Origin of the sequence: Holdemania sp. 1001095H_141210_F2 (assembly GCF_015558105.1) — a bacterium.
Lineage (GTDB): Bacteria > Bacillota_I > Bacilli_A > Erysipelotrichales > Erysipelotrichaceae > Holdemania.
This window is the reverse complement of the sequence record NZ_JADNPO010000002.1, coordinates 154,010-170,473: the sequence shown is the minus strand read 5'-3', so window position 1 is coordinate 170,473 and position 16,464 is coordinate 154,010. Positions and strand designations below refer to the sequence as shown.

Sequence of the window (16,464 nt, the reverse complement as noted above, 5' to 3'; positions counted from 1 at the left end):
TGTCAGAACAGAAAAAGCAGGAGCGGTCCGCGGAAAAAAGCAGGTGAGAGATAGACAAAAGGGCACGAAAGTCCACGGTTTTTTCATTTCTTTGTTCAGCGGAATCTGATATAATCATTAAGATAAGGAGGATCCGTATGCTGCTGAACTATTTCACGCCTGCGCTTTATCTGAAAAGCTATGAAGATCTGGATCCCGCCTGGTTAGTGCGGCGGAAGATCCGGCTTTTAATCTTAGATATCGACAACACGCTGGCGGCGCACGATGAACAGGTCGCCGGCGACAAAGCCAAAGCATTCGTCCATAGACTCAAGGACGCCGGCATTCAAGCCGTTGTCATGTCGAATAACAACAAGGAACGTGTCAGCCGGTTTGCGGCGAGTCTGGATGTGCCGTATTATTATTTTTCAACGAAACCGCTGAAGCGGACGTATAAGAAGGTGTTGCGCGATACCGGCCTGAAGCCGGATCAATGCGCGGTGATCGGCGATCAGCTGCTGACGGATATCCTCGGCGGCAGCCGGATGGGCTTGACGACGATCTTAACGACGCCCTTAGTCACCCGGGATATCCCCTGGACCAAGCTGAACCGGGTGGTTGAAAATCAGGTGTACCGTCTGTTGGAGCATGAAGAAATCTTGAAAAGGGGAGACTATGATGAGTGAAAGATGCCAGGGCTGCGGCGCGCTGCTGCAGCACGACCGTCCCCAGGAGGCTGGGTATACGCCCAAAGCGGGCAGTGCGCTGTGTCAGCGCTGCTTCCGGCTGACCCATTACGACGACCTGCAGTTTTCGATGCGGGAAGGGATTGATCCCGACCGGATTCTGGCGCAGATCCACGCGATGGACGCGCTGATTTTGTGGGTGGTTGATCTGTTCGATTTTGAAGCAAGTTTGCTGGAAGGCATGAACCGGCATCTGTTCGGCAAGGACGTCATTGTCGTCGGCACCAAGCGCGACCTGCTGCCGGAAACAGTGGGCAGCGAGAAGCTGGCGAAGTTTGTGTACGGCCGACTGAAGGAGCTGGGCATCCATGTCAAGGGTCTGGTCGTGACCGGTAAAAATATTCCCGGCGGACCGGAGGAAGTGCTGCGGGCGATCGAATGGGCCAAAGGCAAGGACGTCGTCGTGATGGGCATGGCCAACGCCGGCAAGAGTACGCTGCTCAACGCCCTGATGGACAAACCCCAGCTGACCAGCTCACGTTATCCCGGCACCACGCTGGACTTCAATCCGCTTGACATCCACGGCGTCACGGTGTATGACACGCCAGGCTTGACGCCGCGCAATTCGATGCTGCTGCACCTGGACGAAGAAGATCTTAAAACAGTGCTGCCGGCGAAGGCGGTCAAACCGGTCGGCTTCCAGCTGCGCGGGGATCAAAGCTTCGCGGTGGGCGGTTTGTGCCGGATCGATTTACTCGGCTGCGAACATGTCTCGGCCGTGTTCTACTGCAGTAATCTTCTTGAGCTGCACCGCGGCCGCGCAGATAAGGCGGATGAGCTGTGGGATCGACATTACGGCGAGCTGCTGCGGCCGATTCCCGCCGGGATGCCGTATGCCGAATGGACGAGCACCGTCCTGACGCCGCTGGGGGTGAAGGAAGACATCGTCATTCCGGGCGTCGGCTGGATGTCCTTAAGCGGAACATGCGGTCAGATTCGCGTAACCCACCCGCAAACATTGGAAATCAAACACAGAAAGGCAATGATATAAATGTTAACGAACAAACAAAAAAGCGCGCTGCGTTCGATGGCGAACACGCTGCGCCCGATCTTTCAGGTCGGCAAGGAAGGCGTTTCCTATAACCTGATCAATACGCTTTCCGATGCGCTGGAGGCACATGAATTAGTCAAGCTCAATGTCTTAAAGAGCTGTCCGGACGACGTCCGGCAGGTCGCTCTGGATCTGGCCAGCGGCACACATGCCGAAGTCGTTCAGATCATTGGCAAAACGATCGTGCTGTACCGCGAAAGCCGCGAACACCGCAGGATCGAGCTGCCGCGATGAAAATCGGTTTATTGGGAGGCACCTTCGACCCGATTCACAACGGTCATCTGGCAATCGCGAAAACCGCGCTCAAACGCCTGCGACTGGATCAGGTCTGGTTTGTCCCGTCGCTGAAAACGCCGTTGAAGGACCGGGAACTGACACCCTTTGAGCTGCGTGTGACGATGATGGAAAAGGCGCTGCGGCCCTATCGCAAAATGAAGCTCTGTCTGATTGAAAAAGATCTGCCGACGCCCTCCTATACGATCACAACGGTGAAGACGCTGAAAAAACAATATCCGGACGACGAATTTGTCTGGATCATCGGCGACGATCAATATGCCAATCTCGATCAATGGAAAGCGGTCGACGAACTGCGCCGGCTCGTACAATTCGCCGTCTTCAGCCGTCAGGGAATCGCGGTCAAGCAGCCGGGATTTCTGTATGTTGAAAACTTTTCACATCCCGCTTCGTCCACAGCTGTCCGCCAGGGCGCCTTTAAGGATGTGCCGAAGGCTGTCCGGCAGGTAATGCTGGAAACGGGACTGTATGTCGAGGAGATTGCGAAGGCGTATTGTCACCCACGCCGCTATCAGCACTGCGTCACGATGAGCGCGCTGGCGGTCGAACTGGCGAAAGCGCATGGGGTGAATCCGCGCAAAGCCTACGTTGCGGGCATGCTTCATGATCTCGCCAAAGGTCTGGATGAAGAAACGGCGCGTGGCTGGATCGAAGTGTACTGGCCGCAGGCCCGGGATCAGGCGTGGAAGATCTGGCATCAGTACATCGGGGCGACCTGGCTGAAAACCCGGCTGTATCTTTACGATCAGGAAATTCTGGAAGCCGTGGCGTGGCACACGACCGGCGAGGGCAAGAGCGATCTGGCGAAGATCATCTACATCGCCGATAAGATCGACCCCGGCCGCGGTTATGATATTACCCGCCAGAAAGCGGTGTGCCTGCAAGATCTGGATCAAGGCTTCCGTCTGATCCAGCAAGAACAGAAAGCTTATTTACGCAAGGAGGGATTGAATGTCTGAATTACTGCAGAAAGTCGTCCACGCGGCGGATCAGCGGCTGGCGGAAGATCTGATCGTGCTGGATTTCCGCGGCCACAGCCCGTTTACCGATTACTTTGTGATCGCCTCGGCGAAGAATGAACGGATGGCCGATTCGATCGTCGATCACGTGATTGAGGAAGCTGAAAAAGCCGGCTATGCCGTGCGCAACGTCGAAGGCGGTCAGGGCAGCCGGTGGCTGTTAGTCGATTTGTACGAGATCGTACTGCACGTTTTCGTCGGCGAAGAACGCCAGGTATATAATCTGGAAAAGCTGTGGGGCGATCTGCCGCGGGTTGAGGTTCAGCCATGAGCTATGACAGTCTTGCGGCCTATTACGACGCGCTGGTGAAGGATGAGGAAGCGACGGCCGCCTGGCTGGATTACACCCGGCGCTATTGTGCGCCTGGCCCGCTGCTGGAGCTGGCGTGCGGCAGCGGCGAGATTTCCATCGCGTTAGCCAGGGCCGGCTACACCGTCGACGCCACGGACTTATCCCCGTCCATGATCGCTGCTGCCCAGGTCAAACCGCATCCGGATTCGATTACCTTCCGCGTGATGGATATGCTGGAAATGGAAACGAAGCAACCGGTGCAGGCCATCGTGTGCTATTGCGACAGTCTGAATTATCTGGCTTCGCTCGATCAGGTTGCGCAGTTTATCCAGAAAGCGGCGGCTTTGTTAAAAAACGGCGGCGTGCTGTTGTTCGATATGCACACCCCAGAGCGACTCAACGAGTTCGCTGAGGAATATATTGAAGAGGGGATGTTGGGGGATACGCCGTATCAATGGACGATCCTCAGCGACGAGGACCGGATTTACCAGCATTTCGCGTTCTGGACGCCGCAGGGACTGCGCGAGGAACATCATGTCCAGACGGTCTTCGATCCGTTGGCCGTGCGCCGGCTGATGGAAGAAGCCGGCTTCGACGTGGAAATCATGACAGATTTTACACAGCCAGGTATTCAGCCTGGTGAAAAACTGTTTTACGCAGGGAGGAAGAAAGTATGATCGCGATTATCGGAGCGATGAAGGTTGAGATTGACGCGCTGCTGGACCGGATGAGCGAGGTTCAGGCCTGTCCGGTGCAGAAGATTTCGTTTTATACCGGGAAACTGGCAGGCGAGCCGGTCGTCGTCACCCAAAGCGGCGTCGGCAAGACGCTGGCGGCGATGAGCACGACGTTGTTATTGGAGCATTTCGATGTCGACGGCGTAATCAACATCGGCACGGCCGGCGGGTTACTGGAAAATCAGGAAGTGCTGGACGTCGTCATCTCGACGCGGATCGCGCATCACGATGTCAACGTGCCGGGCTGGAATCATGGCTTCGGACCGGATAACCCGTGCTGCTTTTCCGCCGATGAACGGTATGTCCAGGCGGCCGGCGAAGTGATTCAGCAACAGGACCGGGCCTGGATCGGGCCGGTGGCTTCCGGCGACTGCTTCGTCAATACGCCTGAACAGGTCGAGCGGATTCTGCGCGACTATCCGCAGGCCTTGTGCGCGGAAATGGAGGCGGCCTCGATCGCTCAGGTGTGCGCGCATTACGGCGTACCGTTTGTCGTCGTTCGCTCTCTGTCGGATATCACGCTCAAGGAAGGCAATGAGATGACCTTTGAGGAATACGCGCAGAAAGCGTCGGTCCGCTCGGCGGATTGGTGTGAAAAGCTCGTTGTGAAGCTGGCTGAGCGCTCATGAGCGAAACGCTTCGATTTTGGCTTGAGCGGATCATGACCGTGGAGTTCTGGGTCGAGGCGCTCTCGGCGTTTAAGGATCTGGGGCCGCTGGCGCCAATCTGCCTGGCCTTAGTGGAATCGTTGATCCCGGCGCTGCCGCTGGTGGCGATTGTCACGATCAATATCAGCGCTCACGGCGCAATTTTAGGTTTTTTGTATTCCTGGGTGGGAACGACGCTCGGTTCACTGATCGTCTTCTTGTTCTTTCGCCGGATTGTCAAACGCAAGCTGATGCCGTGGTTCAGCCGCAGGGCGTCGATTCAGAAAGCGCTTGACTGGGTGGCTGAGCGCAACGCCGCCGTTCTGTTTATTCTGGTGTCGCTGCCGTTTACGCCCAGCTCGTTTATCAACATCGCGTTCGGTTTATCTGATTTTGACGAACAGAAGTTCATCAAGACGCTGATCGCCGCCAAGCTGATTATGATGCTGGGGCTGAGCTTGTTCGGCAAAACCCTGAGTATTTCCTTTACCCGGCCGGTCTATCTGATTTTAGCTGTTGCGATCTTGGCCGCGTTGTACCTCATCTCCGCACATTTTCGCAAGAAGCACGGATTATGAATCCTGAACTCATTAAAATGAAACGCAAAGATAAAAACGCAGCGTAAGCGATCCCGCTTACAGAGCCGGCAGGCAGCCCGGCTCCATTGCAAGATGGAAGTAACCTTCTCTGCTTCGGGTCTTCCGTTCTTTCAGCTTCGACAGCGGCGCGATCAGGAAAAAGAAAACCGGTTCGCGCTGAAGCAGAAGCAACGAAAAGCAAAGCACCGGGGGAAATCACCCGGGCCGATCAAAAAAAGGATGTCTGATTTCATCTGCGGAGACGCTCTCCGGGAAATCAGACATCCTTTTGCTTGGTTTTAAGCGATCACCGGGTGAATTGGCCGCTTATGCATGCTTGTTGACGATGCGGGTTTCCGTTTCGCCGCTTTCCAGATCGATCATGCGGACAAACAGGGAAACCTTGTTGTCCGGATTCAGATTATCCCACAACAGCGTGGTCAGTGCGTCCAGCGAATCCGGGATTTCCACGCGCTTGGGTTCGCCCTCAAAGCTGGGCAGCGGATCCCCGTCGTGCATGTAGGTGTGAATGAAATGACCTTCACCCGCCAGTGGATTTTCGTATGCGAAGGTGTAGCGGTGGCAGGACTGCGGATTGCCGTCGCTGCTTTTTAAGATCGACAGCGCATAGTTGAATTGGCCGTTTTCGATATGCAGGATCCCGGAGATCCGCGGCGTGAAGTTCGGTCCATCCGGCTCGAATTCCCGGCTGCGCAGCGCCTGTTCAAACGTCAGCTGCCTGTCCATGCCGGCGTAGATCGTATCGGTCTGATCGCCGTTGGTGACGATCGTCTTGTTGCCCAGAACGCGCACCGGTGCATAAATGATCAGCGACGGATCGGTCAGCTTTGAGGGATCGTAAGCCTGCGTGCGGATCCCCTGTCCGTCTGTGACAAAGATGCGGTTGCGGCTGTTTTCACTGCGGCCCATGATGAAGTACGCGGCCGCCGCTTTGCGGCCGTCCGGCGTCTTGCCCAGCACGATGCCCCGTCCCGGGTAGGTGTTCTGTTGAAGATCCTCTTTGAGTGAGATTTTTTGCATAAATTTCCTCCCTAAATTCAACGGGAATGACTCCCGGCCCAGGCGGTCGGCTGTTTCAGAATTGTGCTCCCTGTGGTTATTCCACTGATCCGCCAGTTGCACATCCACCAAAAAGTTTAGACTATTCTTACAAAAAAAACAAGCGCCGGAAAAAAGAAAAGTCCTGAAATTCAGGACTTATTCCGGTTGTTCGATCAATTCTCCCTGATCTTCAATTTCGCCGGTCCAGATGCCGTTGTCGATCATCCACAGCTTCAAGCTCTGGGCGTCGATCGGATCTTCCTTGTTCCAGCTGAGAACGCTGTTAACCGTCTGTACGCCATCGTCGGCGACACTCAGAGAAACAAACGCCGGATAGCTTTCAAAGCCCCACTGGCTCTTCAGCTTGGCGGCTGGGTAATTTTCACCCAGGCTGGTCAGATCATAAAATTCAAATGCGTCCAGCGCGGTTGTTTTCAGCTCCTGCGCCAACGGCTTGAAGACATATTCGTTGATATAAGCGCAATCGTCGTTGTCCGGACGGCAGAAATAGATATGATGCAGTCCGGGTTCCAATGCCGGTTGGGCAGAAGCCGCTGCGGGCGCTGCGTTGTCAGCGGGTTCCACGGAGCGAAGATTATCCGTCGACTGGGCAGCGCTTAAATAGCTTTCCTCAATGCCCGTGGCGGCTTTCGGTTCCAGCGCCCGATAAGAAAACAACGTAGCGCTGCTGAGAAAAAGGAATCCCATGGATCCGATCATCAGTTTCTTTAACACATCATCACGCTCCTCAAATGCCCAATCATCATATCATGTTTCATCTGGTTTTGCAAATTCAGCCCCGCTGAAACAAGCACTGTGAATCTTTGCCTTTACGGCAAAGAGGGGTCAGGTTCATTGTTTCAGCCGGCTGAATTTGGTATAATAAGGACCACAGAGGTGAAGACCATGAATTCTAAGCGGATCCGGTCGCTGCTACTGTCAGCGGCGCTGCTTTTCGTTTTATTTTTTAGCTGGTTTATCAGCCGGTCGATATTTGTTCAGGGGCCGTACATCAAGGAGCGCAGCGCAGATCTGCGGCTGCATCGGCAGTTAATGGAAGCGATGCGTGCGCCTGAGGGCGAGCTGGTCAACCGCTACGCGCTGAATGAGGTAACGTATATATCGCGCGTCACCTCGCTGTCGAAGCAATGGATCGTGTGGTACGACGATCAGCTGAACATCAAGGCGCAGATGGAAGAAGCGCAGATCGACGCAGCGCAGGCTTTAGCGATCGGAGAACAAAACGGGATCGCGGCTTCGGCAATTCAATTCGGCTGGGTCAAGGACCGTCCGGCGATCATTGTTGAGGACCAAAACCGTGAGCTGGCGCTTGACGCTGCAACGCTGGAAAAATTAATGTTGTATGAAAAGAGGTAAAGGATGAAGGCATGGTGGAAACAGCCGTATATCAATCGGCTGCAATGGATCCTGGAACATTACGAATGGTTTGGGTTTTCCGAGAAGGAAGGATTGGTCGTGCTGATGATCGAATATCTGAATACATGTCAGATCGCGATCACGCCGGCGCTGCTTGAAAAAAAGACGGGATTGACCAAGGAAGCGCTGGACCAGGCGTTAAGCGTGTTGTGCGCGAAGAAATATCTGGAACTGAAAGCGGGCCGTTCCTCCGTCAGCTTCAGTCTGGACGGACTTTACAGCGCGGACACGGCGAAATCACAGAAGGCGATGGAACAGCCGGTGTTCGATTTGTTTGAAGGCGAATTCGGGCGGCCGCTGAATTCCAACGAGCTGATGACGCTGCAGGATTGGGTCAGCCGGTATGACTCGTCAGTCCTGGTTAAAGTGCTGAAAGAAGCGAGTATGTATCAGAAGCTGAATTTCGCGTATATGCAGCGGATTTTATCAGAATGGCAGCGCAAAGGCTGGATCGGGCCGGATGGCCGGGAGGTAAGAAATCATGAAAGTGGATGAAATTTTAGCGGCGCTGACGGCGATGTTTCCCGATGCGCATTGCGAGCTGAATCACCGCAACCCGTTTGAACTGGCGGTTGCCGTCGTGCTGTCCGCGCAGACAACCGACGTGTCTGTCAATAAGGTCACGCCGCGGCTGTTTGAAAAATATCCGACGCCCCAGGCGCTGGCGGAAGCGCCGCTGGAAGACATTGAAGATTGTATCCGCCGGATCGGTTTATATCATAATAAAGCAAAAAGCATTCAGGGACTGGCGCGCGGCGTCGTCGAGCAGTTCGGCGGAGTGATGCCGCAGACGATGGAGGAACTGACAAGTCTGCCGGGAGTTGGCCGCAAGAGCGCCAACGTCATTATGTCGGTGTGCTTCGGAATGCCAGCGATCGCGGTCGATACGCATGTGGAACGCGTTTCCAAGCGGCTGGGGCTGGCCGCACCGAAGGATACCGTGCTGGAGGTGGAAAAGAAACTGATGCGCAAGCTGCCAAAAGCGGAATGGTCGCACGCGCACCATCTGTTTATTTTCTTCGGCCGCTATTTCTGCAAGGCCAAAAACCCGCAGTGCCAAGATTGTCCGTTTACTTCTTTCTGCCGCGAGTATAAAGCTCAGCAGAAACAGGCTGAAAAACTGGTTGCCAAGAAAGCGGCCCCGATCAAAGCCAAAGCTTAAATTAAGTGTTAAAATGAAAAAACAAGTCAAAGGCGCAGGTGATGAAAACCCGCGCCTTTCTTTTCGATTGAATTCAGTGAAATCCAATAGGATAAACCAATGAGCTTCCGACAGAAAGTCATCCTCTCGGAAATTGACCAGAAGGATCGTCGGAAACTCTTATTTGCCCTTGAACAGCTTGAAGCCTTTCGGCTTTTCCAGTTCTTTGAACGCCTGATCCATCCAATCCGGATGGCGGCCTTCATCTTTCGCTTTGTTCAGCCATTTCAGCGCTTCCTCGCGCTTGCTGGTTTTCCAGTAATGGTAGGCCAGAACCGTGTGGAACCACGGCGTGTCGTAGCCTTTTTCCAGTGCTTCCTTTAAAAAGGCATCTGCTTTTAGGTAGTGGCCTAACCGGTCTTCGGTGCAGCCTAACTGCGCCAGCAGCCAGCCGCTTTTTTCCTCACGCAGATGCGCGGCCCGCTGATAATAATCCAGCGCCTTGTCATACAGTTCCATTTCGCTGTAATTCCAGCCGAATTCCTCGTACAAGGAGGCTTCATCATGGTCGTTCGCCTTGCGCAGATGCGCGATTGCTTCACGATGTTCGCCCAGCGGTCCCAGATTGCGCGCCATCATCCAGTGGTAATCGCTGCAGTCTTTTTCATCTTCATCAAAGCCCAGCGGGACTTCCTTTAATGCGTCCTCGTATTTTTCCATGCGGTTGTAGACGATGGCCAGCTGATAGTGCGGCCAGCTGTCCGCGTAGCCCATTTCCAGACCTTTTTTCAGACTGGCCTCCGCCGCTTCCAGCTGGTTCGTATTTTTATAGGAAATCCCCAGCTGACAATACGTCCAGGCGTGATCCGGCTTGAGTTCGATCGACCGCTTCAAATAACCGATCGCTTCCTCGCTGCGGTCAAGCTGATTCAGGCAGTAGCCCGCTTCGCCCAAGACCCAGCGGTCGTCGGTTTCCGAAAGATTCAGTTTCTCCAATACGGCCAGTTCATCCTCATAGCGGCTTAATTGCGAGAGAATCCAGGCTTTTTCACGCAAATTCCACGGTTCTTCAAAATCCAGCTGTTTGGCTTTTTCCATCTCGGTCAGCGCCTCGTCGAACTGCTTTAAGCGGCTCAGGGCGTAACCTAATTGGGCGTGTGCCCAGCCGTCTTCCGGATCCATTTCGATTGACCGTTCGAAAAGCTTGCGGCCTTCTTCATAGTGATCCAGCTGAATTTCATTCCAACCGATTTCATTGACGATCCACAGATCGTCGCGGCCCAGCTCCTGAGCTTTTTTCAGTTGTTCCATCGCATCTTCGTTGCGCCGCAGCCGGCCGAAGTTCCAGGCTCTTAACGAGTACAGCTCAATGTCCTGTTTGCCTTTCTTTTCGGCGACGGCCAGCTCGGCCAGCGCCTGATCGTAGCGGTCCAGCTGACTGAAGGCGTCGGCCTTGCGGTAATGCAGCCAGTCGTCGTCGCGCCCCATCTCCATCGCTTTCTGCAAGTATTCCAATTCCTTGTCATAAGCCCCGATCCGATGATACAGCCAGGCGCAGTCGCTCCAGATCCAGATTTCGTTAATGCCGGTCGCCAGTGCTTTTTCATAGTTTTCCCGCGCGGCGTCCAGCTGGTCCAGACGTACCTGATTCCAGGCAATCTGGGCCAGTACCCAGCCGTTTTCCGGCTGTTCTTCCAGCAGCTTGAAATACACGTCCAGCGCTTCTTCCTTATGCCCGCCGGCCGCGAGATTCCAGCCTAACTGGGTTTTAACCCAGAACGGATCGTTGTGGGATGCAACCGCTTTTTCATAATATTCGGCGGCTTTGTCATATTCGTTGACCTCTGAATAGTCGTAACCCAGCTGAGCATACAGCCAGGCGTCGTCGCGGCCTAAGCTCAGGGCTTTTTCCAGCAGCGGCAGGGCTTGTCTGGAATCGCCTTTCTGAGAGAGCTGATAGGCTAAATGCGACAGGGCGGAGATGTTGTCCGGATCTTTTTGCAGCGCCAGCTCAAACTGCGGGATCGCGTCCTCCGGCTTGTTCATGTCTTCGTTGACATAGCCGATCTGAACCTCGATCCAGGCGTCGTCGCGGCCTAATTCCCTGGCTTTAAGAAAGTGCGGCAGGGCTTCTTCAGGCTTGCCCTGCATTGCGTAGCAGCGGGCCAGCTCGCATTGACTCCAGATATCCTGATCGTTGATCGCCACGGACTTTTCAAGGTAAGGCAGCGCTTGTTGGGGATGATCGAGCGTGTTGCAGCAGAAGCCCAGTTCGTTGAGCAGCCACAAATCGTCCGGATTGTCCTTGATCAGCTCCTGCAGGATTTCCAATTCGTCTTCCAGCTGATTGACGCGCGAGCAGCTCCAGGCATATTCCTTCATCACCCACAGATCGCGGTAATTCATCGTCAGCGCTTTTTTTAATTCGCTCAGCGCCTGATCCGGCTGTTCCATCCGGTTGTAACAAAAGCCGATCTGAGCGTGGCACCAGCCGTCGGTCTGATCGAAATACAACGCTTCCTCAAAGTAGCCGACGGCTTCCTCGAATTTGTCAAGCTGCGTCAGGGTCCAGCCTTTTTCACGGTACAGCCAGGCGTCGTCGCGGCCTTTCTTTTCCGCCTGATTCAGGTAGTCCAGCGCGGATTCGTGCATTTCCATTTTGTTGAGCACCCAGCCCAGCTGGGAGAGAATGCCGGCGTCGTCCTGACCTAAGCTCAGCGCTTTGTTTAAACTCCAGAACGCTTCCTGATAGCGTTCGAGCATGCCCAGAATCCAACCGCGTTCGCTGTAATACCAGGCTTTATCATGAACCTTGGCTTCGTTGGCGTCGAGCGTCAGCAGGGCTTCCTGTATCTGATCTTCATCGACTAATTTCTGAATTTCTTCTTCGATTTTCAAGTTATCAGCTCCTTGGTCTCATTTTAACATAAAAAAGGCAGAGCGAATTGAAATTCCTCTGCCGGGATTGAAATTAAGACTTTTGTAAGAATACCGAATTAATCCTTGTTCTCATCGTTTTGATCCTGGGTATCCTCGCTTGGCGTTGGATCCGGAGAAGGCGAGGTGTCCGGACTTGGATCAGTAGACGGGGTCGGATCCGGCGTTGGCGCCGGCTTTGCCGTACAGCCCTTGATCGGATCGCCCTCATAGCCCTGATTGCAGGCGCAGGCGCCGTTGACGACGGACGCGTTGTCGCCGCAGGCAAGACCGACGTACAGTGTGACAGCGAAGCGGGCCTGCCCGATTGTCGACTGCATGAACGTCATCGTCGTCCCGTTGACCTTGACGCCGTTGGAAATAATTTCGTTAGTGCCTTTCTTCGCTTCGTCGGCGACTTCTGTAAAGCTGACGGTGACGCCGTTGGCGCTGGCCCAGCTTTCAATTTCCGCCTTGGTCGCTTTGTCGGATGGGATCGTCAGCTGGATCTCCTTATCTTCAACCTGGATTTCCTTGCAGATCTCATTGCTTCGGTAATTCATATTTTCATACGCGTAGTAACCGCAGACGTTGACCTTGTCGCCCGGCTTGACGTCGATGTGCTGATCGAAGCTGGATTGTTCGCTGGTCACGTCGAACGAGAAGTCCTGAATGGAAACCTGCGCTTTATAGCGGATTGGACCGTAGACCCATGTCCAGTCGAACGCGACCGCACAGTCCGGCGCATCGTACCACTTGCCGCCGACCTCAATGCCGAGATTTTTGGTGTTCGGCGCGACGGTGAGCTTGCTTGCGTCCGGGTAATCGCCCCAGGTCAGATGCAGATTGCCGTCGGTGCTCAGGCTGGCGTCGAAGGCTCCGATATCCTGAACCGAAGCCTGCAGCGGATCGGCCAGCTTGTTGAATTCCTTCTTGATCATGCCGGTGGTCACAAAGCTGCCGTCCATGCCTTCCAGCACCGCAGTGTACGGATACAGGCCCTTGATATGGGTAATCGAGGTCACGCCGTCAGGCTGGGTGATCGCCGGCGGATTCTCCTCGTCTTTATGCAGGACGTCGAGCATCAGCTTGGAGATATTGCCCGGGATGTTCAGTTTGCTTTTCTTGGAATCGAAATAAGTGTCTTTATCTTTAATCCCTTTTTCATAACCAACCCAGACCGCGTTGGTGTATTTCGAGCTGGACGCGATCATCCACTTATCCTTGGCCGCGCCCTGCGGAATGCCGAATTTCAGGCCGTCGCTGCCCCAGTCGGTCGTGCCGGTCTTGCCATAAATCGGATAACCGCGCTTTAAGATCTGCATGTAGTTGGAATACGGGCCATAAACCGCCTGGTACATCAGATGCGAAGCCAGATAAGCGGATTCGGCGCTGATGACCTGGGTTCCGGAATAATCCGGAACGACCGGCGAGGTGCCGTCTTTGAATTCAATCTTGGTAATCGTGTGGGGCTTGATGTAGCTGCCGCCGTTGATCATCGTGGCATGCGCACCGGCCATTTCAACCGTACTGGCTTCGTAGGTGGAGCCGCCGATCGCATAGCCGACGTTGAATTCATCCTGGGTGACGCGGCTGAAGCCGAGGTTTTGCAGATACTGCACGACCTTCTTGCTTCCGATCGCGTCAATGACTTCCTGCAGCGTCTTTAACGCCGGGGTATTCAGCGAGTTGCCGACGGCGTATTCCAGCGGAATATCGCCATAGTAGCGGCCGTTGAAGTTCTTGACGACCTTCGTCGTCCCGGCGTAATTAAACGGGGCGTCGGTGACTGTGTGGGACGTTGCCCAGCCGAGGTTTTCAAAGGCCAGCGCATAGGATAAGAACGGTTTGACCGCGGAACCCGGCTGCTTGTACTGATCGGTCGCATGGTTGAGCAGCAGACTGCCACCGCCGGCGTAATTGCGTCCGCCGCCGATGCCGACGATCTCGCCGGTCTGGTTGTTCATCGAGACGATCGCGATCTCCATCAGGTCGTCCGGGAATTCCACGTTGGTTTTGCCAGCCTGAATGTCGTCGATCTGCGTCTGGACTTCAGGATCCATCGACGTGTAGATTTTCATCGGCACGACGGTCGGATCCATTCCAGTCAGCTCTTTTGCCTCGGCGATGACCGCGTCGACATAGCTCTGGTATGGCGTACCGCCGTCGGTGCTGCCCTTATTGACGGAGCTGTCGACCAGCTGATCTTCAATTTTGATCGACTTGGCCAGCTCGGCTTCCTGTTTTGTGATGTAGCCGTGCCGCTGCATCAGGTTGAGCACCGTGTTGCGGCGGTCGGTCGCGTAATCGAGATTTTTAAACGGGTTGTAGGCGTTCGGCCGGTTGATGATCCCGGCCAGCAGCGCGCTTTCGCTGAGGTTCAGCTCGCTGACGTCTTTGCCGAAGTAATACTCGGCGGCCTTCTGAACACCGCGGATGTTGCCCGAGCCGCCGAAATTCAGCTTGTTTAAATACAGCTCGAAAATCCGCTTTTTGTTTGTCTGTTTCTCCAACTGCATCGCCAGGAAGATTTCCTGAACCTTGCGCTTGACGCCGGCCAGCTTGCTGCGGGCCGCCATCTCGCCGGTTTCATCGTTGGTAAAGTAAGTGTTTTTCACTAACTGCATCGTAAAGGTTGAGCCGCCCTGCGAAAAGCTCAGCGTTTTCAGGTTGGTCAGAAATGCTTTGGCAAAACGCGGCAGGTCAAAGCCGTTATGTTCAAAGTAACGGCTGTCTTCAACCGCCACAAACGCGTCGACTAAGGACGTCGGCATATCCTGGTAGGAAACGTTGGTGCGGATCTGCTGACCGATGTCCTGGATCAGATTGCCGTCCTTGTCGAGGATCTGCGTCGATTCCTTGCTTTCAAAGTTGTTGATGTCGATCTTCGGCGCATCGTTGATCATGCTGCCGATCATCACCATCCCGACGCTGCCGCCGATCAGCCCCAGGATCACGATCACCGAAACGATGATCGTCGCCATGTTCTTGGCGTTGATTTTTCTTCTTTTGACCGTTTTCTTTTTGGCCGCCGGTTTTTTCCTCGGCGGCTGTTTCTGCGTCGTATTCATAGCTCACTTCTCCTTAAAATATAGTTCGTCGATCACCCGCAGATAATGTACCGGCGGGGTCAGCGAATATGGAATCAGAATCCCTTCCTGCACAAACCACGAATAAGGCAGGGATTTCCGTTCGGCCAGACGATACTGCCGGATCATTTTCGCGGCGTCGACATAGTAGGTTTCATCGTAGGCGATAAACCGGACGATGACGAAGGCGATCGCTCCCTGCCGCAGCACCCGCTCCAGATGCTCGATCTGATGCAGATGGATGTGGGAGAAGGGAAAGGAAGTTTTCGAGCGTGTTTCCTTCGCCTCAAAGTCAATCGCTTTGCCGCGGTAGACACCGTTGTAATCGGTTGTGGAAGGAACCTTGAAGTACGCTTCCGTGATCTTGGCGGCGCTGCGCTTGGGATAATCGACCTGCACGATCTGGATCGGCGTGGGTTTCTTGTGGATCACCGCTTTGTCCAGCTGCAGGTAGTATTCATTGGTCTTATTCAGATCATTTTCCAAAGACATCCCGCGGCCGCCGGCCGACTGTTTCAGTGGCTGAGCGTTGACTGAGCGCGCGGAAGTCTTTCCATTCGGATAACCGATCATATCATCACCTTCCATTATTATATACAACATTGCGTCGTTTTTCTAGGAATACCCGGGATTCGTAACAAAATCGTAAAGTCTGACCGGTCTTTGTCAAAAAACGTTTTGGGATATGACTTGCTTTTTAACCCTCAATCTGCGAAAATAAAAGCAGACGGAAGGTTGTGACACGATGGAAAACAAGCTGAACTTAGATCCCCAGACAATTCTGGACAAAGAATTTCACGTTGACTTCAAAGGGTATTCCCCGGCAGAGGTGGACGAATTTCTGGATTCGGTCATTCAGGATTATCAGATCTATGAACGCAAGATCGGCGAACTGGGTGAAAAGCTGATGGCTCAGGAACGGGCCAACGCTTCGCTGAAAGCCCGGATCATCGAGCTGGAAAGTCGGCAGAAGGTCATGGAAGAAGCGGGCCAGAACTCGTTTAATCAGGTTGACATTCTGAAGCGGCTGTCGCGTCTGGAACAGGAAGTCTATAAAAACAAACAGATGGATTAGTCTTCTATCCGGGCAATCGCTGGCTTGACCAAAGCTAGAGGAAAGTCCATGCTCGCACAATCTGCGATGATTGTAGTGTTTGCGCCGGCCCAATCAATAAGACCGGGCAGCCGCAAGGCTGACGGCTGACGAAACCCTAAGGTTCGTTTGAACTATGGCGGACGTCTGTAACAGTGTCACAGTGACGGAGTTTCCGGGGAAACCCGGAAAGTGGAACGCGATAAACCCCGCAAGCGAGAAACCCAAATTTGGTAGGGGAACTTCCAGACCTGAAATGAAGGGCGCGGAAGCCGTCCGCAAGGACGGAGATAAATGGTTGCCGCCCGGTCCGCAGGGATCGGGAACAGAACATGGCTTACACGATAGAAGGCCGGGAGCTGAGCGATCAGCTCCTTTTTCTT

At 54.2% G+C, this 16,464-nt stretch carries 18 protein-coding genes, 1 other RNA gene and 1 riboswitch; of the genes, 13 read left to right on the top strand and 6 right to left on the bottom strand.

The features are described 5' to 3' along the window. Nucleotides 1-137: 137 nt before the first annotated feature. Genes I2G61_RS02155 through I2G61_RS02120 form a run of 8 tightly spaced genes read left to right on the top strand, consistent with a single transcriptional unit; the run spans nt 138 to nt 5,343 of the window. Nucleotides 138-665 carry a YqeG family HAD IIIA-type phosphatase gene (locus I2G61_RS02155; RefSeq protein ID WP_006060829.1) on the top strand — a complete coding sequence of 176 codons (528 nt, stop codon included), beginning with the start codon at nt 138-140 and terminating at the stop codon, nt 663-665. After that, entirely contained in the window at nt 658-1,716 is a 1,059-nt protein-coding gene (locus I2G61_RS02150; RefSeq protein ID WP_229056797.1) for a GTPase, read from the top strand. The genes I2G61_RS02155 and I2G61_RS02150 overlap by 8 nt, the downstream gene beginning before the upstream one ends. Further along, complete coding sequence (gene yhbY, locus I2G61_RS02145; RefSeq protein WP_006060831.1) at nt 1,717-2,010, top strand: ribosome assembly RNA-binding protein YhbY; 294 nt, start codon at nt 1,717-1,719, stop codon at nt 2,008-2,010. After that, complete coding sequence (gene nadD / locus I2G61_RS02140; RefSeq protein ID WP_072683571.1) at nt 2,007-3,029, top strand: nicotinate (nicotinamide) nucleotide adenylyltransferase; 1,023 nt, start codon at nt 2,007-2,009, stop codon at nt 3,027-3,029. Before yhbY ends, nadD begins: the two co-directional genes overlap by 4 nt. After that, nucleotides 3,022-3,360, top strand: coding sequence for a ribosome silencing factor (gene rsfS, locus I2G61_RS02135; protein WP_072683570.1), 339 nt, complete (start codon nt 3,022-3,024; stop codon nt 3,358-3,360). The genes nadD and rsfS overlap by 8 nt, the downstream gene beginning before the upstream one ends. Next, nucleotides 3,357-4,058: a class I SAM-dependent methyltransferase gene (locus tag I2G61_RS02130; RefSeq protein ID WP_072683569.1), complete on the top strand. Its 702-nt coding sequence runs from the start codon at nt 3,357-3,359 to the stop codon at nt 4,056-4,058. Before rsfS ends, I2G61_RS02130 begins: the two co-directional genes overlap by 4 nt. Continuing rightward, nucleotides 4,055-4,747, top strand: coding sequence for a 5'-methylthioadenosine/adenosylhomocysteine nucleosidase (locus tag I2G61_RS02125; RefSeq protein ID WP_072683568.1), 693 nt, complete (start codon nt 4,055-4,057; stop codon nt 4,745-4,747). The genes I2G61_RS02130 and I2G61_RS02125 overlap by 4 nt, the downstream gene beginning before the upstream one ends. Then, complete coding sequence (locus I2G61_RS02120) at nt 4,744-5,343, top strand: TVP38/TMEM64 family protein (RefSeq protein ID WP_072683567.1); 600 nt, start codon at nt 4,744-4,746, stop codon at nt 5,341-5,343. The genes I2G61_RS02125 and I2G61_RS02120 overlap by 4 nt, the downstream gene beginning before the upstream one ends. Before the next feature lie 57 nt (nt 5,344-5,400). On the opposite strand, the gene I2G61_RS16325 is transcribed toward I2G61_RS02120, so the two are convergent. The 3 genes from I2G61_RS16325 to I2G61_RS02110 form a co-directional block, all read right to left on the bottom strand. After that, nucleotides 5,401-5,550 (bottom strand): hypothetical protein, encoded by a 150-nt coding sequence (locus I2G61_RS16325; RefSeq protein WP_195396173.1) that lies wholly within the window; start codon nt 5,548-5,550, stop codon nt 5,401-5,403. Between the two features lie 120 nt (nt 5,551-5,670). Beyond that, nucleotides 5,671-6,384 (bottom strand): IMP cyclohydrolase, encoded by a 714-nt coding sequence (locus tag I2G61_RS02115; RefSeq protein ID WP_072683566.1) that lies wholly within the window; start codon nt 6,382-6,384, stop codon nt 5,671-5,673. 29 nt (nt 6,385-6,413) lie between these two features. After that, nucleotides 6,414-6,494, bottom strand: a riboswitch (ZMP/ZTP riboswitch). Between the two features lie 67 nt (nt 6,495-6,561). Continuing rightward, a complete protein-coding gene (locus tag I2G61_RS02110; RefSeq protein WP_072683565.1) occupies nt 6,562-7,140 on the bottom strand; it encodes a hypothetical protein in 579 nt (192 codons plus the stop codon). 171 nt (nt 7,141-7,311) lie between these two features. On the opposite strand from I2G61_RS02110, the gene I2G61_RS02105 reads away from it, so the two are divergent. Genes I2G61_RS02105 through nth form a run of 3 tightly spaced genes read left to right on the top strand, consistent with a single transcriptional unit; the run spans nt 7,312 to nt 9,004 of the window. After that, nucleotides 7,312-7,782: a hypothetical protein gene (locus I2G61_RS02105; protein WP_072683564.1), complete on the top strand. Its 471-nt coding sequence runs from the start codon at nt 7,312-7,314 to the stop codon at nt 7,780-7,782. A 3-nt stretch (nt 7,783-7,785) separates the two neighbouring features. Then, nucleotides 7,786-8,337: a DnaD domain protein gene (locus tag I2G61_RS02100; protein ID WP_072683563.1), complete on the top strand. Its 552-nt coding sequence runs from the start codon at nt 7,786-7,788 to the stop codon at nt 8,335-8,337. Next, nucleotides 8,324-9,004, top strand: a complete 681-nt coding sequence (gene nth, locus I2G61_RS02095) for an endonuclease III (RefSeq protein WP_072683562.1) — start codon at nt 8,324-8,326, stop codon at nt 9,002-9,004. Before I2G61_RS02100 ends, nth begins: the two co-directional genes overlap by 14 nt. A 159-nt stretch (nt 9,005-9,163) precedes the next feature. Here nth and I2G61_RS02090 read toward each other — a convergent pair whose 3' ends face one another. The 3 genes from I2G61_RS02090 to recU form a co-directional block, all read right to left on the bottom strand. Continuing rightward, a complete protein-coding gene (locus I2G61_RS02090; protein WP_072683561.1) occupies nt 9,164-11,881 on the bottom strand; it encodes a tetratricopeptide repeat protein in 2,718 nt (905 codons plus the stop codon). A gap of 98 nt (nt 11,882-11,979) precedes the next feature. Continuing rightward, complete coding sequence (locus I2G61_RS02085) at nt 11,980-14,970, bottom strand: transglycosylase domain-containing protein (protein ID WP_072683560.1); 2,991 nt, start codon at nt 14,968-14,970, stop codon at nt 11,980-11,982. 3 nt (nt 14,971-14,973) lie between these two features. Then, entirely contained in the window at nt 14,974-15,561 is a 588-nt protein-coding gene (gene recU / locus I2G61_RS02080; RefSeq protein ID WP_072683559.1) for a Holliday junction resolvase RecU, read from the bottom strand. 172 nt (nt 15,562-15,733) lie between these two features. On the opposite strand from recU, the gene I2G61_RS02075 reads away from it, so the two are divergent. Together I2G61_RS02075 and rnpB are read left to right on the top strand one after the other, a co-directional pair. Continuing rightward, nucleotides 15,734-16,063, top strand: coding sequence for a DivIVA domain-containing protein (locus tag I2G61_RS02075; protein ID WP_072683558.1), 330 nt, complete (start codon nt 15,734-15,736; stop codon nt 16,061-16,063). Between the two features lie 4 nt (nt 16,064-16,067). Next, an RNA gene (rnpB, locus tag I2G61_RS02070) (RNase P RNA component class B) lies at nt 16,068-16,426 on the top strand. The last annotated feature ends 38 nt before the right edge of the window (nt 16,427-16,464 follow it).

What these genes read in the sequence shown, in the direction of transcription:
- I2G61_RS02155 (WP_006060829.1), top strand. Translation starts at nt 138, where the DNA reads ATGCTGCTGAACTATTTCACGCCTGCGCTTTATCTGAAAAGCTATGAA.
- I2G61_RS02150 (WP_229056797.1), top strand. Translation starts at nt 658, where the DNA reads ATGAGTGAAAGATGCCAGGGCTGCGGCGCGCTGCTGCAGCACGACCGT.
- yhbY (WP_006060831.1), top strand. Translation starts at nt 1,717, where the DNA reads ATGTTAACGAACAAACAAAAAAGCGCGCTGCGTTCGATGGCGAACACG.
- nadD (WP_072683571.1), top strand. Translation starts at nt 2,007, where the DNA reads ATGAAAATCGGTTTATTGGGAGGCACCTTCGACCCGATTCACAACGGT.
- rsfS (WP_072683570.1), top strand. Translation starts at nt 3,022, where the DNA reads ATGTCTGAATTACTGCAGAAAGTCGTCCACGCGGCGGATCAGCGGCTG.
- I2G61_RS02130 (WP_072683569.1), top strand. Translation starts at nt 3,357, where the DNA reads ATGAGCTATGACAGTCTTGCGGCCTATTACGACGCGCTGGTGAAGGAT.
- I2G61_RS02125 (WP_072683568.1), top strand. Translation starts at nt 4,055, where the DNA reads ATGATCGCGATTATCGGAGCGATGAAGGTTGAGATTGACGCGCTGCTG.
- I2G61_RS02120 (WP_072683567.1), top strand. Translation starts at nt 4,744, where the DNA reads ATGAGCGAAACGCTTCGATTTTGGCTTGAGCGGATCATGACCGTGGAG.
- I2G61_RS02115 (WP_072683566.1), bottom strand. Translation starts at nt 6,384, where the DNA reads ATGCAAAAAATCTCACTCAAAGAGGATCTTCAACAGAACACCTACCCG.
- I2G61_RS02105 (WP_072683564.1), top strand. Translation starts at nt 7,312, where the DNA reads ATGAATTCTAAGCGGATCCGGTCGCTGCTACTGTCAGCGGCGCTGCTT.
- I2G61_RS02100 (WP_072683563.1), top strand. Translation starts at nt 7,786, where the DNA reads ATGAAGGCATGGTGGAAACAGCCGTATATCAATCGGCTGCAATGGATC.
- nth (WP_072683562.1), top strand. Translation starts at nt 8,324, where the DNA reads ATGAAAGTGGATGAAATTTTAGCGGCGCTGACGGCGATGTTTCCCGAT.
- I2G61_RS02085 (WP_072683560.1), bottom strand. Translation starts at nt 14,970, where the DNA reads ATGAATACGACGCAGAAACAGCCGCCGAGGAAAAAACCGGCGGCCAAA.
- recU (WP_072683559.1), bottom strand. Translation starts at nt 15,561, where the DNA reads ATGATCGGTTATCCGAATGGAAAGACTTCCGCGCGCTCAGTCAACGCT.
- I2G61_RS02075 (WP_072683558.1), top strand. Translation starts at nt 15,734, where the DNA reads ATGGAAAACAAGCTGAACTTAGATCCCCAGACAATTCTGGACAAAGAA.